Source organism: Acidilobus sp. 7A (genome assembly GCF_003431325.1).
Taxonomy (GTDB): domain Archaea; phylum Thermoproteota; class Thermoprotei_A; order Sulfolobales; family Acidilobaceae; genus Acidilobus.
The window spans coordinates 734,203-749,514 of record NZ_CP010515.1; the positions used below are offsets into that span (position 1 = coordinate 734,203).

The window sequence follows — 15,312 nt, forward strand, 5'->3', positions numbered from 1 at the left end:
CTATTTATTTGACGTCCGCCACGCAAGCCTGGGTACCCGGCATGATAAGGATTAACCTTCCTAAGCAGGAGATCAACACGTTCTACACCTTCCCTGACTCCGAGCCCGCCGAGGAGCACTGCAGGGGCCTCGCCTGCTACGCCGCCAGGTCCCTCAACCCTGAGGCCTGGTCAAAGGCGGTCTCCCAGCAGCCGCCAACCTACTGCCTTGGCAAGTGCTACATGGGGCCCTCGAGCACCTCAACTAAGGGCTACCCAGTAGTTGAGGTGAGGTCCAGCAAGGCCGTCGTGCTGAGGCACATAGTTAAAGGCCCTGTTGAGGGCCTCGGCCAGTACCTTGAGCTCGGCGGCATGAGGGGCCTTCAGAAGGCGCTCAGGATGACTCAGGCCGAGGTCATAGAGGAGGTCAAGAGGTCCCAGCTGAGGGGCAGGGGAGGCGCCTACTTCCCCACTGGACTGAAGTGGGAGTCAGCGTACCAGCAGAGGGCGCCCCAGAAGTATGTCATAGTCAACGGCGACGAGGGGGACGCGGGGGCGTACGTTGACAAGCTCCTGATGTGGTGGGACCCATACCTTGTGCTTGAGGGGGCGCTCATAGCAGCATATGCAGTAGGCGCCTCAAAGGTCTACTTCTACATAAGGAGGGAGTACCCGGAGGCCATATCGTCCGTGAGGAGGGCAGTTAAGGAGCTCTACGAGGCCGGCTACGCGGGCCCAGGAGCTTCAAAGGGGCTGCCCGTCGAGGTTGAGGTCCACGTCGGCAGGGGCTCCTACGTGGTGGGCGAGGAGACGGCAATGATAAACGCCATAATGGGCAGGAGGCCTGAGCCCATGCCGAGGCCCCCTTACCCCACGGAGAGGGGCCTGTTCGGTATGCCAACCGTCGTAAACAACGTTGAAACCTTGGCCAACGTGCCGTGGATCATCGAGAACGGGGGCGACAAGTACGCTGAGATGGGCTACAATAAGAGCAGGGGCACCAAGGTGCTCAGCCTCAACAGCCTGTTCGAGAGGCCGGGCCTCTACGAGGTAGAGTTCGGCGTCCCACTTAAGGAGGTAGTCTACGACATGGGAGGCGGCCTCAAGGGCGGCAGGAGGCTCAAGGCGGTCATGATAGGCGGCCCCCTTGCCTCCCTCATAACGCCTGAGGAGCTTGACGTGAGGCTAGGCGTCGAGGAGCTCAGGGAGATAGGGGCCAGCCTTGGCCATGGGAACGTGATAGCGTTCAGCGACGACAGCAGCGCGGCCGACATACTTCATGAGGTCCTGCTGTTCGCCTCCTTCGAGTCGTGCGGCAAGTGCTTCCCCTGCAGGCTCGGAACAGCAAAGCTCGAGGCCATGTTTAGGAAGGGCTACCTGACCCAGGAGGAGGCAAAGGAGGCCATGAGTATAGCTAACACCATGAGCGTCGCCTCCCTGTGCGCCCACGGCCAGTCCACTGGGCAGGCCGTCGCTGTCACGCTTAAGAAGTTCTGGAACGAGGTGGTGAGGTGAGAGGCCATGCCGGTCAGGGTCATAATAGATGGTAAGGAGGTCGTGCTTGAGAAGCCCACCACAATACTTAACGCCGCCAGGGGGGCAGGCATTGACATACCTTCGCTCTGCTACGACGAGAGGCTTCAGCCCTATGGAAGCTGCAGGCTATGCATGGTCGATGTCAAGGGGAAGGGGCTGCGGCTGGCCTGCCTTACAACGGTGCAGGACGGCATGGAGGTCGTCACCGAGACCCCAGAGATAGCGGAGCACAGGAGGAACATACTTAGGATGCTTGCGGAGAGGCACCCAGCTGACGCCAGCGGCAGGGTCGCCGACCTCTTCAAGAGGTACGGCGTTGAGCCATCAGGCAAGGAGAGTCCGAGGCTGATTGATGATAGCCACCCGCTGCTCTACGTTGACCTAAACAAGTGCGTTGGCTGCTTTAACTGCGTCAGGGTGTGCGAAGAGTATGTGGGCAGGCTCATATGGAGGACCATGTACAGGGGCGAGCAGACCATAGTCATGCCTGAGACCGGGAGGATTGGCACCAGCTCGTGCATAAGCTGCAGGGCCTGCGTCGACGTCTGCCCGAGCGGGGCCATACTTGACAAGGTCATGGGCTTCGCCAAGCCCTCGTCATGGGGTGAGACGGCGTGCTCCTACTGCTCACTCTCATGTCCGCTTAAGGTGGGCTTTGACGGCTCAGGGCCCGTCTACGTTGAGGGTGAGAGGGACAAGCTGCCCTTCTCGGCGGAGTGCCTCAAGGGCAAGTACCACTGGGAGGACCTGGTCTACGTGCCCGAGAGGCCTGAGGCGCCGAGGCTGAGGAGCGGCGCCTCCTGGTCCAGGGCCTCCTGGGACGACGCAGTAAAGGTCGCCGCGGACGGCCTCAGGAAGGCTATTGCTGAGGGAGGGCCAGGCTCCGTCGGCGTGATAGTGTCTTCAAGGCTGCCGGCCGAGGCCTACTACCTCTCGCAGCTGCTCGCCAGGGCGGCCCTTGGGACTAACAACGTGGATGCGGCGGCCTCCGCGCTCCCAGCGGCTAAGGAGCTTGAGCCCATAGGAGGGCCCCTCCCGACGACCTCCGTGGAGTCCGTCAGCGGCGCTGACGTCATAGTTACTGTTGGTCAGGTGGAGGAGTACCACCCGGCCCTGGCCTCAGCCATAAGGAGGGCGTCGCTCCAGGGCCACTCAAGGCTCGTAGTCATATCGTCGCCTGACGACAAGCTGTCGCGCTCGGCCGACGTAGTTGTGGAGGCCAGGTCCCTGGCGCCAGCAGTAAGGGCCGTCGAGGCCGCCCTCGTGGAGTCGGGTAAGGCAGACGTCGAGGGGGCGTCAACGGCCCTTAAGGAGGCCAGGTCCCTCGCCCTGTCCCTGAGGTCCCTGGGGACCTCTAGGGCTGCGAAGGAGGCAGGCGTTGAGGAGAGCGCCGCGAGGGAGGCGGCAGAGGCCATGGCCTCAGGCAGGAGGGTGGCAGTCGTAGCTGAGCTTGACACGACGCCGGGCGTGGCGGCGGAGTCCATGAACCTGGCAGCGCTCTCAGGGGCCCTTTCAAGGGAGGGCTCAGGGTTCGTGCCTCTGCTCTCGTACTTTGACAACTACGAGGCCGTTGAGCTCGGGGTGAGCCCCAGCAGGCTGCCCGGCGGCAGGGGGCTGAGCGAGGCCAAGGAGGTCGAGGGCCTCCTTGGCGTCAAGGTGCCAGCTGAGGAGGGCATGGGGACTGCCGAGATGGTGGAGGCCGCCAGGGACGGTAAGGTTAGGGCCCTTGTAATAGTTGGCAGTGACATAGCGTCGCCCTCGCCCATGCGTGAGGCCGTGCTGGAGGCCCTCTACAGGGTGCCCTTCGTCGTCGCCCTCTCGTCGGTGGCCGGGGTTGGCATAGAGTACGCCTCCCACGTCCACATGCCCACTGCCTCCTTCGTCGAGGAGGAGGGCGTCTACGTCTCCGCCGACGGGAGGCTGACGCTCGCCAGGGGCACGAGGACAGCTAAGGGGGCCCTGAGGGCCTGGGAGGCCCTCTCAAGGCTCCTCTCCGCCACGGGCGTCGGCAGGGCCTACTCCTCGGCCAAGGATATCTGGGACGAGCTGAGGCGCCTCGACAGCAGGCTGTCCTCAGCAAGCTACGACTCCATAGCCTCAGGGGAGGTCAGGGTGAGCCTCAGGAGGGCCTAAAGCGGTATGGTGAGCCAGGCCAGCGCCAGTATGGCGACTAGGGCGACCACGAGGCAGATCGCTGGCACGTAGGCGGGGTTGCCGACCCTGCGGGCGGCCAGCGCGGCGACTATGGCTGCGGTGAGGGCCGTCACCGCCGTTGGCCTTGCCTGGCTGGGACTCATGCCCATGCGGTCGCTCGCCAGGAACCTCAGGAGGGCCCCGAGCACTATGCCGACCGCCGCGCTGCCCAGCGCCGTCAGGGTGCAGGCGTCCGCTGCCCGCCTCTCCCTGGGCTCCTCCAGGACCTCCTCCTCGCTCAAGGAGGCCTCGCCCTTCAGCTAAGTGCCAGCAGCCCCTTAGGGTGGGAGCGCAAAGTAAAAGTCCTCCCCGTGCCTCGCCGAGGGACCCCCAAGGGTCTCAGGCCCGCCTCTATACCGACATTTTCTTTTTAGGTGCGCTACGCATGCGTTGGGCTGGTGAGCCCTTTGCCTGTAGACCCGGTCTGCGGCATGGAGGTGGAGGAGAGCACCCCCTTCAAGACCATGTACAAGGGCAGGACCTACTACTTCTGCTCGGACGCCTGCCTGAGGGAATTCAGGAGGGACCCCGAGAGGTACCTCCGCGAGGGCCCAAAGGGGATGCCCAGTGCCTGAGGGCAGGGGCCCCCTCAGGCTGAGCAGGGAGGAGCAGCTTAGAGTAGTTGGAATGCACTGCGCTACCTGCGCCACCACCGTGACCAAGGCCCTGAAGGGAGTTGACGGTGTTGTAGACGCCAACGTCAACCTGGCCTCTGGGACCGCTAAGGTGGTGGTGAGCGGGGCCAGGCTCAGGGACCTGGTGGAGGCCGTCAGGAGGGCTGGCTACGACGTAGTGACGGAGAGGGTCAGGCTTAGGATCTCGATGAACCCCGAGGATTCGAGGAGGGTCCTTGATCTCCTGGAAGGCCTGGAGGGCGTGGTCAGGGCCAGCGTGAGCCCGGGCACCGGGGAGGCCGTGGTTGAGATAAACCCGTACTCGACGTCTGTCGAGGCCATAGCTGAGGCCTTGACCTCCAGGGGGTTCAGGGCAAGCGTGGAGTCAAGGGCTGCGCCAGCCAGGCGCTCGGAGCTGAGGGAATACGTCAGGTCCCTGGCGGTGGCCTGGTCCTTCGGCCCTCTGACGCTCTTTCTGCAGTACACCTCAAGGCCCCTCCTCGCCATGATGGCCTCGGCCCCCGTCGTCTTCTACGCAGGCCTGAGGTACCACCTTGGGGCCTACAGGGCGCTCAGGAACAGGACCACAAACATGGACACCCTGGTCTCCACGGCCACGCTGGTTGCATGGCTGTACAGCGCCTACTCCCTCGCGGCCCACGGCCCCGTCTTCTTCGACGCCGCCTCGCTGCTGATATCATTCCTCCTGATAGGGAAGACAATAGAAGCTTACATAAAAGAGAGGCTCTCGGCCGAGGTCGCCGGCCTCCTGCCCCAGAGGGCAAGGGTGCTGAGGGACGGGAGGGAGGTGGAGGTGGGCGCCGACGAGGTGAAGGTTGGTGATATGCTGCTAGTTAGGGCAGGCGAGACAATAGCAGCTGACGGCGTCGTTGACGACGGCAAGGGGGAGGTCGAAGAGTCCGTCCTCACGGGCGAGCCCATGCCGGTCCTCAAGTCAAAGGGGTCCCCAGTCGTCGGTGGCTCCAGGCTGGTCTCTGGGTTCCTCAAGGTTTACGTGACTAGGTCGGGCGAGAGGACCTACGTGGCACAGCTCATGACTGCCGTGAGGGACGCCGAGGCGGCGAGGCTCAGAGTCCAGGACCTGGTCGACAGGGTCGCCGCGGCGTTCACGCCGACCATAATTGCCGTCGCGGCTGTAACCTTCCTGGCCTGGCACTTTGCGCTCGGGGCCCCCACGGCCAGGGCGCTCCTGTTCGCCGTGGCCGTGTTGGCCTCCGCATGCCCGTGCGCCCTTGGCCTTGCCACCCCGATGGCCGTCCTCGTGTCGGTTCACAGGCTCGCAAGGCGCGGCGTTGTTGTCAAGGACGGCGAGGCACTTGAGAGGGTCAGGGATGTTGACGTCTTCGTCATAGACAAGACCGGCACCCTGACCGAGGGGAGGCCCAGGGTGGTCAGCTTCACAGAGCTCGAGCCCGGCGCCATGGATCTGGCCTCGAGCGTTGAGGCCCTGAGCTCCCATCCCGTCGCCAGGGCGATAGCTGAGAGGTTCGGGGGCGGGCTGAGCGGCCAGGTGAGGGAGTTTAACGAGTTCCCAGGTGACGGCGTCTCAGGTGTCGTGGGCGACAGGCAGGTGATAGTTGGCAGGCCGGAGTTCATAGCCCAGAACTGCGAGGGCGAGGCCAGGGGCGACGTTGCGGTTTGCGTCGACGGCAGAGTGGCGGGCTGGCTCACGCTTGAGGACCCGGTGAGGCCTGAGGCCAAGGAGCTCGTGGGGTACCTCAAGGGAATTGGAAGGAGGGTCATAATAGCGACGGGCGACAGCGGCCCCTCGGCCGACCTTGTGGCCTCAGGGCTTGGGGTTGAGCTGGTCAAGGGCCTAACCCCCGACGGGAAGGCCGAGCTCGTGAGGAAGCTCAGAGGCGAGGGCCACAGGGTCGCCTTCATAGGTGACGGCGTCAACGACGCCGTAGCCGAGAGGGAGGCCGACGTTGGAATAGCCCTGGCGGGCGGCACCGATATAGCCAAGTACGCGGGCGATGTCATAGTTGGCAGCCTCAGGGGCGTGGAGGACCTGCTGAGGGAGTCGAGGGTGGCTGTGAGGAAGGTCAAGGAGAACCTGGCCTGGGCCTTCGGCTACAACAGCGTCCTGGTGCCGCTGGCGGCCGGCATGCTCTACCCTGCCGTCTACATAAGCCCCCCTTACGCGGCCCTGGCGATGTCGATGAGCAGCGTCATAGTGTCGCTCTGGTCACTTGCCCCGCTGTGAGGGCCTCTCGAATATGAGCGTTGTGTAGGCACCTGGGCCTCAGCCTGACCTTGAGCTCCCCGCTGAAGACCCTCACCCCTAGCTCCTCCACCGGCTCCTCGAGCAGGCTCGCATCCAGGACCCTGAAGCCCCCTCAGGGCGGGGAGGAGGCCAGGTCTATGGCATGCCGCTGCTGAACCCTTCAGTCTGTAACTTTTTACGTAACTCTTGTTATTTTAATCACTTCTAACTCCCTTAACGCTGTTAAGCAGGCTGAGGCTGTGTGCCTAATCAATTTTATGAGCTTTTATGCTGACATTAATCGGAGGGCGCCACAGTGAAGTCGATGAGCAGTCGCGAGGCGGAGGAGGGCGCCCATTGAAACTCCCGCGTCGTGGCTGGGAGCTGTGCTCCCAAACCTAGGCGCGGGGAGGGGGAGGAGGAGTGATGAGGCCGAGCGGCTAATAGCCACGAGAGGCGACTATTAGTCACGATGAAGGCCGAACTCTCTGTCTCTCTATTTATGAGCATGCTGGCGGCGACCTCGCCACTAATGGTAGCGAGGGGCCTAGAGGAGGGTGGCCCTCAGGATGGCTGAGGGCAGCTGCACTTAGCTTTGGCCGCTGTCCTGCGCGGACTTAAGCTTAGGCGCCAGGTCATCAGGCCTCATTGCTATGGGTTTGCCAACTACCTCCAGGCCCTTGACCATCCAGGCCGCCGAGGCCGCAAGGCCGACGGCCCACATGGCGGTGGCGTACCAGAGGAACTCGGCGACGGGCATGCCGCTCGTCACGAAGAAGGTTACCAACATGAGGACGTACGGGATAACCCTGATCATGGCTATCCCAGTCGCCCTGAAGCTCGTCGGGAACGTCATGGACTCCAGCACGTTCCTTGAGGCCCAGACGGTCTCCGTGAAGGCCCCGTTTACAAAGAGCAGCGCCAGAAACGGGATGAGCCCAAGCCTCAGGGCCGGGATCGCCACGGCAGACGTTATGAAGCCGCCGGCGTAGCTTGCCAGCGCAAAGGCCTTAGAGCCGAGGCTGCCAACGAAGGCGGCGGCTATAACGCCGCCTATCACCTCGCCCGCGAAGTAGATGAGCAGCATCTCAAGGGCCTCCTGGGGGAACTCCTCAGGCCCCACCTGGAGTGCCAGGAGGCCGAAGGTGAGCACCGACGATATAGCCATGAGCGTCAGGAGTGTTGCCCAGAGCTTGACGCCAGGCGCGTCAAGCCTCACCCTACCCCTCTCCTCGGGCCTCAGGGAGAGCCACGGCCTTGACTCGGGCACGAGGGACCTCGTGAGCACCATGACGGCCAGGGAAAGCCCTATGAGCGCCCCTATGGCGAGCTTCCCGGCTGACGTAGAGAGCCCTCCCTCGGCTAAAGCTATGGCCGAGGCCGCCACTGCCCCTATGTTACCCACGTTGGTTATCAGGACCACCAGCCTCTCCTTTATGTCCTGGGGAGCGCTCTCAACTATGTAGCTGAGAACTATGGGCACCTCTCCACCTATGGCGCTCTGAGCTATGAGAAGCCCCGCCAGCAGCTCATACAGGTTACTTGAGAGGAGTATCAGCGCGGCCCCTATGGCGTAGACGCCCAGCATCGCCATGTAGGTTGACTTCCTTCCCCTGAGGTCGGTGAGCCTCCCGAGGGCCAGGTTTCCTATCAGGGTGCCCACGGGTATCGTTGAGAAGACCAGCGGGAAGGCCCACTGGGGCACGGAGCTGAGGAGGGCTGAGGCGCTTGGGAGTGTCACGAAGACTCCCTCCAGGAACATGTCAAGCGTTGTCGATGTGAGCACCAGCTTCTGGTCCCTGCTTAACAAAGGCCTCACCTCCCCCTGAAAACATGGAGGCGCTTATAATTTTATTATGGCAATGGCCTCCTGGAGGACCTGCTGGCCTTGAGCCCCTCCAGTATCGCAGAGCTCACGGCCGCCCCTATGTAGTCCTTGCTCAGCTCCCCCCTCGAGGCTGACCTCAGCTGTGACGGGGCCTCGGGGGCCTCACGTAGACCTTAGCCCCGCGGGGCGAGGGTGAGGCCTCGCAGCCGCACCTGCCGAAGTTCACGTTATAGCCGAGGGCCCTCATAACCTCGGCCTCCGCCTCACTCGCGTGGCCGACGTCTATGCCTAGTGCCTCCCAGTAGTTCACCTGCAATATCACTGCGTCGTGGGGCAGCTCCCTCATGAGCTCCCTCAGGGCCGCCTCTATGGCTGGCGAGTTGCCGTAGTGGCCGTTAACTATGACGACGCTCTTGGCCCCAAGCCTCAGGAGTCCCCTGACCACGTCCTCTATCAGGCCCTCAAAGGTTGAGAGCGAGAGCGAAACCGTGCCGGGGGCCAGGGACCACTCTGCTGAGAGGCCGTAGCCTATGGCTGGCATCATGTAGCACTTGAACTCGGATGACGTGAGGTGCTCGCAGGCTGCCTCGGCGACGCCCTCAGCTATCATGAGGTCCGTGCCGAGCGGGCCGCCGCAGTGCTGCTCAACGCTGCCCACCGGTATGATAAAGATTGAGCCTGGGTCCTTGGCCGCCGAGAGGGCCTGCTCGGCGCTCAGCTCCTCGTACCTCAAGCCCGACACCGAGGATCCGGTGTGCCTTGAGGTATAAGGGGTTCAGCTCTCACATAGGCTCACGTGATACGGTTTTCATCGCCTCACCCCTGTTCCCCCGCGCCCCGCTCGGGGTAGTGCATGGGGCGCTCAGGGTTACCTGGGGGCCCCACGCCCTGAGTAACCCTCGGGGAGAGCCTGAGGACCTTCACCCCCTCACAGGGGACCTCGCCGATAGACATGATGGTATAATTAACCTTGAAACCTATGTGAAGCGCGAAGCAGCTGCAGAAGGCGCCTCGCGCCTTGACTACGCGGGTGGCATCGCTGTAAACTGGGGAGTTAACAAAGGCCGCCACGTATGTCGGGGCCCAGGGATCGGAGGTTGGGCCACTGCTCTGACCTCCTCCCCGCCCTGAAGGGCGAGGGCCCCTTAGGCGGCTCATAGGTTCATGGCTTACCGCCTTCACCTTCACAGCCTCACAGCTGGCGGGCGCATATGCGCCCACCCCGCCCGCTCGTCCAGCGGCAGGCCGCGGCCGGGCCTTCGGCCCTTTACCCCTACCCCTCGCCAGGGGTTGCCCCATCCCCTCCCCAGCTCCCAGGGGCTCGGGATATGTGGGGCCCCTGTTGGGGCATCCCCTTGCGGGGACACTATTTGTTCTGCGATGCTTTCAAGTGCTCAGATGTTTTATGCCTTACCACGCCCCTGAAGGGGCAAGGCCTGCCTTTCGTTTTGCCATTGGCGACGTAAGTGCTAAACGTTTAGAGCCCTCTGCAGGCAAAGAATAGCTGGGGCCTGACATGGGCAAGGTTAAGGTCAAGTACCTCGGCTATCTGGCTGACCTGGCTGGGACCTCGGAGGCCGAGGTCGAGGTCAACGGGGAAGCCAAGGTCTCAGAAGTGGCACCGGTCATTAAGAAGCTGAGGAGGGACGACTACGTCCTCCTTGTGGACGGCAGGGGGGCACAGCCCGACACCCCAGTTAAGCCCGGCAGCATCGTGGTTCTCCTCCCTGAGACGGGCGGCGGCTAAAGGCTGAGCCTGACCTCCCTGTCAGGGACGCGGGCCTGCAGGTAGCACAGCCTCCCTCTCAGGCCCCTCGCGCTGAGCGACCTAGCCACGTAGAGGAGCAGGTCCTCAAGCGTCCCCTCCCTGCCCGTCACCTCCCAGAGGGCGGCCCTCCTCAGGGGCTTCAAGGCCTCGTCGAGGGCCTCGCCTATGGCCTCAAGGTCCTCCCTCGCCTCGCCCTCCCTGTAGCAGTAACAGGCCGTGACCTCAACGTCATGTCCGTGGAGGCCGTAGCCCATGGACTCGAGCCTCATCGCCACGCTTACCCTTAAGCTCGCGCAGAGCGACCACTCCAACGTGACCTCACCGCCCTGTACGCTACCACCGCCATGGCCGCCACGGCCAGCGCCAGTGATCCCCACTCAATTAGGCTCAAGGCCTCTTCCGAATCTCCTGGTGCTGTTTAACCTAAAAGCCTGAGCTCCCCCCTTTAAGCCTGGTGGAGAGCTCTGGCCTGCGTCGACTCGCCCAGCGACTTCATCAGGAGGTACAGCATAGACGCCAGGATAGTCGAGTTTGAGGAGAGCGTCGAGACCGTGGAGGACGCCGCCAGGGCATCCGGGGCAAGCCCAAACGACATAGTGAAGACGCTGCTCCTCATAGTTGACGGCAGGCCTATGGCCGTCCTCCTGCCGGGGGACAGGAAGCTTGACTACAGGAAGCTCTCGGAGCTGACGAAGGCCTCAAAGATAAGGATGGCGTCCCCGGACGAGATAGAGGAGTTGACGGGCCTGATGCCAGGCGGCCTCACCCCACTCTCCGAGTGCATAAGGGGGCTAAAGGTGATAGTAGACGCCAGCGTACAGTCAAAGGAGAGGGTCTGGACCGGCGGGGGCTCAATAAACGCCCTGGCCAACGTGTCAGTAAAGGACCTTTTAAGGGCCCTCAAGCCTTTGGTGGCCGACATCTCACAATGATGTCAAGGATCCTACCGCTGTGATGCTAGCGCTCTACGTTAGTAGATCTGTTTGCGGCTGCGGAGGTCTACCGCTGCTACTGTCAGCGCAAGTTGGCATCCCTGGCACTTTCCCTGTCGGGGGCTCGGGCGTGGCAGTGAGCTGCCTTGACGTCATCTTGAGCAGCTGCTCCGGCGCGTATTATAAAGTGAGCCTTGACGACCGGCGCTGGCCTAGTTCTCGGTGGGCATAGCACTCTGCCGCAGGCCTGGCCCTGGGGCTGCCGAGGAGGCTCAGGACAGCGCAGCCTACCTGGACGGCCCTAGGCGCGGCGGCTGGGTCTTCAGGGAAACTTTCCAAACGCAGCGTCGCTCAATCAACCCCTCCTCATCGGCTCTAGGCCGTCAGCCTATGTCGGCTCGCTCATCTCGTAGGGTGTTGCATGGAGCCTTTAAATAGCTGCTGGCTCAGCTTTTAGCAAAGGTTAAATTATGCTCAGCTTACTAAAGCCCTTCTATGTGTATTGCCATTACAGCCTATAATCTTAGACATCCTCCCCGGCCCTGAAGGCGAGGGATCCCCGAGGTCTCAGGAACCTGTCCAAATACCTGAGGCCATACAAGATATTCTGGAAAAGGTGCACGACGCCGGAGCTGAGGCCCTCCAAGAGGGAGAAGAAGTAGGAGGGGGCTGGGGATTAAGCCATTGCTTCTCCTTTTCCTCCCTCCTAGCAGCTGTTGGAGTTCCCGTTCCTCTCCCATGGGGGAACTATTATCTGCTCGTCCTGAACGTAAGTCTTGCCCAGCTTGAGAGAGAGCTCCGCCTTGGCCAGCTCGTAGCCTATGTAGGCCGCGTGCTCAGCGCTGACGTTGAACCTCCTCACGAGGGCCCTGGAGAGGCTCAGCGCGTGTCTCCCCTCAAGGCTTCCAACGGCGGCCCCTCCCCTGTAGAGGGTGACCCTCATTAGGCCCCTGGCGTGGTCAAGTGCTATCCTGACGTACTCGCTGGTGCTCACGTCGGGCTCAACATAGTCCACGAGCTCAGGCCTCGGGCCCTCCTCGGCCTGCGCCGGGGGAGGCGGGAGCTGCTGCTTCAGCACCAGCAGCCTGCTAAACATGCCCCTCTCGCTGGACCTCCTTGCATAGGCCGTTGAGGCCAGCCTGAGGGCCTCCCTGGCCTCGGAGGTGCCGTGGACTGACTTGTATGTTTCCTCAACGACGAGGTAGGCGGAGGCCCTGACCTCAACGGCTATGAGGGAGAGCAGGGCGTGCACGCCGGCGCTGTCGGCCTCCACCTCCTCGGTGACGTTAGCGGCGGAGAATAGCATCGGTGACCTGAGCTCGGCGGAGGCCCTAAGGTACCTGGAGACGCTGGGGGCGAGGCCCAGAGGGGGGACGGCCAGTGAGGGGTCAATGATCAGCTTCGCCCTTGCCGAGAGGGCCTCCTCTATTGCCTTAAGTCCCTCAACACTGTCGCCCCCAACCACTAGCGCGACGCCAGGGTCAAGCAGGTCAATGACGTCATTGACCTGGTAGTCGGCCACGCTTATGCCGTCGGCCCCAGCTGTCAGGGCCTCCTCGGCGTGCCTCTTGCTGGGCGCCTCGGCTATGACTGGCCTCCCTAGGGCCCTGACGACCTTAACTCTCCTGGCGAGCTCCTCTGGCCCGGTGTCACCTTCAGCTCCAACAAGAATTATGTCAGCCCCCTCCTTCACGTACCTCTTTGCAATCAGGGGGGCGTCGGCTTCGCTGACCTCGGGGCCGACCTCGGAGACAAGAAGCACAGGCGGCCCCCGCTGGGGCACCGGGACGTCGCCCAGCCTGAAGGCCTCGGAGTAGCTTATCCTGGGCTCCACGGAGCCGAGGACCTCGTCTGCGGCCTTAACAGTGTCAAGCCTGGCCCCCTCGCTAACGTACCTAAGCGCTATGGGCAGCTCCCCGAGGTCCCTTGGGCCCTTGAAGGCGGGCCTCCCGATAACCTTTGAGACCTCCAGGGCGTCGCCCCTGACGGTCCCAGGCAGTATAACCACGTCGGAGCTAGCGAGCTGAGAGAGCAGGTCCTTTCTGCTGGCCAGTATGGACGCTATTGCACTTGCGCTCAGCAGTGATATGGCTGGCACGGGCAGGGCCACGACCACGAAGTCATCGACCCCGCCCTCCCTCAGCACCTCTCTCACAGCCTGCTCGGCGGGCCTGCTGGTGACTATGCCGAACCTCAAGCGTCGGCCCCATGGCTGGTCACGGTATCCAGGGAGTTAAATAGTTAGGTCGTGCGCGCAGGTCCCAGAGCCCTAGGCAATGTTAATGCTCCCTTAGGAAGGAGCCTCGACGCTTAAGGCCCAAGCTTAAGCTTTTATATTTATTGATAGACTGCTACCACGGTGATCCTTTTGAAGGCAAACCTCATGAGGGCCTTCGGCGTGGACTCCCTGACGGTTGAGGAGGTCGAGGACCCAAGTCCTGGCAGGGGCCAGGTAGTGGTTAGGGTCGTTGAGGCCGGCGTTAACCCTGTTGACTACTTTGTCGTCAGCGGCATGAGGACCGTTGAGCCTATGCCTCACATACCTGGGGCTGAGTTTGCAGGTGTCGTGGAGGAGGTAGGCCCTGACGTAAAGAGCGTCAGACCAGGCGACAGGGTCGTGGTCTACCCGAGGGTCTTCTGTGGCAGGTGTGACATGTGCGTCAGCGGCAGCGAGCACCTCTGTAGGGTCGGCGGCATCGTTGGGGCTGTGACTAACGGCGGCTTCGCTGAGAAGGCGCTAGTAAGCGAGTCCAACGTTTTTAAGATACCTGACAGCGTGTCGTGGGACATCGCTGCCTCCCTCCCGGTGGCGGCGCTCACCTCATACCACGCCCTCAGGGAGGCGGGCGTCTCGCCGGGTGACGTGGTTGTAATAGTTGGGGCCTCGGGCAACACGGGCCAGTTTGCGCTCCAGCTCGCAAAGATGATGGGAGCCAGGGTGTTAGCGGTGAGCAGCAAGAAGTGGCCACTTGAGCTGGGGGCCGACGAGGTGGCGCCAGTAGAGCAGAGCTACGAGGTCCTGAGGAAGATGACGGGCGGCAGGCTGGCTGATGTCGTGGTAGACGCCGTGGGGACCCCCACGCTGCCGACAAGCTTGAAGCTACTCGACAGCAGGGGGAGGCTCATAATATTTGGGGCCCTGAGGGGCAGCTCCCTCTCGCTCTCGGCCACGGACCTCTACAGCAGGGAGCTCAGGATAGTGGGCACCACGGGCGGCACCAGGGGCGAGTTTATGAGGCTCATAGACATGGCCTCCCGAGGCCTGCTCAAGGTGAAGGTCTGGAGGAGGCATCGGCTCACGGAGGCCAGGGAGGCGTTAAAGCTTCTGTTCTCAAGGGAAAGGGACGGCAGAGTGATGCTGGTGGCAGGAAGTTGAGCGAGAACGTCATAGCTGTTGCCTCGAGGCCTGTGCTCTCAATAGGGGCTGACAGCAGCGTTAAGGAGGCCGCTGAGTTCATGGCCTCGAGGAACGTGAGGAGGCTACTCGTAACAGAGGGCGGCAGGGCTGTAGGCGTCTTTAGCGCCTTCCACCTCATAAGGGCCCTCGCGACCGGGACCGACCCCTCAGCAAAGAGCGTCTCAGAGGCAGGCCTTGAGGTCCCGGTCTACGTCGAGCCCACGACGCCAGTGATAGAGGCCGCGAGGATCATGGCCTCCAGGGACGTGACCTCTGTTTTAGTGGGCAGCGAGGACAACCCGCTCGGGATACTTACAACGCATGACGTGGTCTTCTCCCTCCCCTCGCTTAGGTTCGGCCGCGAGGACCTCCACGGCGCCCTAGTCCAGGGCTACCCGACGCTTGACCCTGAGGCAACGCTTCTTGAGGCAGCATCCGTCATAAGCTCAAGGGGAGTGAGCGGGGTCCTGATAATGGATGGCGACGACTTCATAGGGGCCCTGACGGTCAGGGAGGTTCTTCAGGCCTACGCCTCAGGAGGGAGCCAGGCCCTCTCCTCAAGGGTCGCCGACTTCCCCATGCCCCCGCTCGCTCACACAGACGAGGGGGCCAGCGTTGGGGAGGTAGCTGAGGCCATGGAGTCAGTGGGCTCAGACATGGCGGTGGTGTTCTGCGGCAGGCGCGCCTGCGGCGCAGTTGACGATATAACTTTGACCAGATGGCTGGCCTCAAGGCTTTGAGCCTCGTTGCCGTGACAAAATGAGCGACAGGCCTCACCCCTCAGGGCGGGGAGGGGGTCAGATACATGGTTCCCAGGCAGCCGTAGAGGGGCTGTCGGC

The 15,312-nt window shown here is 62.8% G+C and carries 14 protein-coding genes; 8 read left to right on the forward strand and 6 right to left on the reverse strand.

Annotated elements, in window-relative coordinates; genetic code table 11:
• Positions 1-41 precede the first annotated feature (41 nt).
• Both SE86_RS03745 and SE86_RS03750 read left to right on the forward strand, forming a co-directional pair.
• On the forward strand, positions 42-1,493 hold the full coding sequence (locus tag SE86_RS03745; RefSeq protein WP_117354342.1) for an NADH-ubiquinone oxidoreductase-F iron-sulfur binding region domain-containing protein: 1,452 nt from the start codon (positions 42-44) through the stop codon (positions 1,491-1,493).
• Between the two features lie 6 nt (positions 1,494-1,499).
• Positions 1,500-3,647 carry a molybdopterin-dependent oxidoreductase gene (locus SE86_RS03750; RefSeq protein WP_117354343.1) on the forward strand — a complete coding sequence of 716 codons (2,148 nt, stop codon included), beginning with the start codon at positions 1,500-1,502 and terminating at the stop codon, positions 3,645-3,647.
• On the opposite strand, the gene SE86_RS03755 is transcribed toward SE86_RS03750, so the two are convergent.
• A complete protein-coding gene (locus SE86_RS03755; RefSeq protein ID WP_117354344.1) occupies positions 3,644-3,949 on the reverse strand; it encodes a hypothetical protein in 306 nt (101 codons plus the stop codon). The two genes, SE86_RS03750 and SE86_RS03755, sit on opposite strands and share 4 nt — an antisense overlap.
• 165 nt (positions 3,950-4,114) lie before the next feature.
• On the opposite strand from SE86_RS03755, the gene SE86_RS03760 reads away from it, so the two are divergent.
• A complete protein-coding gene (locus SE86_RS03760) occupies positions 4,115-4,282 on the forward strand; it encodes a YHS domain-containing protein (RefSeq protein ID WP_117354345.1) in 168 nt (55 codons plus the stop codon).
• Entirely contained in the window at positions 4,275-6,548 is a 2,274-nt protein-coding gene (locus SE86_RS03765) for a copper-translocating P-type ATPase (RefSeq protein ID WP_211096719.1), read from the forward strand. The genes SE86_RS03760 and SE86_RS03765 overlap by 8 nt, the downstream gene beginning before the upstream one ends.
• Positions 6,549-7,137: 589 nt before the next feature.
• On the opposite strand, the gene SE86_RS03770 is transcribed toward SE86_RS03765, so the two are convergent.
• A complete protein-coding gene (locus SE86_RS03770) occupies positions 7,138-8,358 on the reverse strand; it encodes an MFS transporter (RefSeq protein ID WP_117354346.1) in 1,221 nt (406 codons plus the stop codon).
• A gap of 154 nt (positions 8,359-8,512) precedes the next feature.
• Positions 8,513-9,109, reverse strand: a complete 597-nt coding sequence (locus tag SE86_RS03775) for a creatininase family protein (RefSeq protein WP_158543111.1) — start codon at positions 9,107-9,109, stop codon at positions 8,513-8,515.
• Positions 9,110-9,892: 783 nt separating this feature from the next.
• On the opposite strand from SE86_RS03775, the gene SE86_RS03785 reads away from it, so the two are divergent.
• Entirely contained in the window at positions 9,893-10,123 is a 231-nt protein-coding gene (locus SE86_RS03785) for a MoaD/ThiS family protein (RefSeq protein WP_117354349.1), read from the forward strand.
• Here the strand turns inward: SE86_RS03785 and SE86_RS03790 are convergent.
• Positions 10,120-10,455 carry a hypothetical protein gene (locus SE86_RS03790; RefSeq protein ID WP_117354350.1) on the reverse strand — a complete coding sequence of 112 codons (336 nt, stop codon included), beginning with the start codon at positions 10,453-10,455 and terminating at the stop codon, positions 10,120-10,122. The genes SE86_RS03785 and SE86_RS03790 overlap by 4 nt on opposite strands.
• A gap of 134 nt (positions 10,456-10,589) precedes the next feature.
• Positions 10,590-10,760, reverse strand: coding sequence for a hypothetical protein (locus tag SE86_RS08125; protein ID WP_211096739.1), 171 nt, complete (start codon positions 10,758-10,760; stop codon positions 10,590-10,592).
• On the opposite strand from SE86_RS08125, the gene SE86_RS03795 reads away from it, so the two are divergent.
• Complete coding sequence (locus SE86_RS03795) at positions 10,741-11,076, forward strand: YbaK/EbsC family protein (protein ID WP_236747347.1); 336 nt, start codon at positions 10,741-10,743, stop codon at positions 11,074-11,076. The two genes, SE86_RS08125 and SE86_RS03795, sit on opposite strands and share 20 nt — an antisense overlap.
• Positions 11,077-11,782: 706 nt before the next feature.
• Here SE86_RS03795 and SE86_RS03800 read toward each other — a convergent pair.
• Positions 11,783-13,273, reverse strand: a complete 1,491-nt coding sequence (locus SE86_RS03800) for a dihydropteroate synthase-like protein (protein WP_117354352.1) — start codon at positions 13,271-13,273, stop codon at positions 11,783-11,785.
• A 186-nt stretch (positions 13,274-13,459) separates the two neighbouring features.
• Between SE86_RS03800 and SE86_RS03805 the strand changes: the two genes are divergently transcribed.
• Together SE86_RS03805 and SE86_RS03810 are read left to right on the forward strand one after the other, a co-directional pair.
• Entirely contained in the window at positions 13,460-14,452 is a 993-nt protein-coding gene (locus SE86_RS03805) for an alcohol dehydrogenase catalytic domain-containing protein (protein WP_117355101.1), read from the forward strand.
• Entirely contained in the window at positions 14,449-15,213 is a 765-nt protein-coding gene (locus SE86_RS03810; RefSeq protein WP_117354353.1) for a CBS domain-containing protein, read from the forward strand. The genes SE86_RS03805 and SE86_RS03810 overlap by 4 nt, the downstream gene beginning before the upstream one ends.
• Positions 15,214-15,312 lie beyond the last annotated feature (99 nt).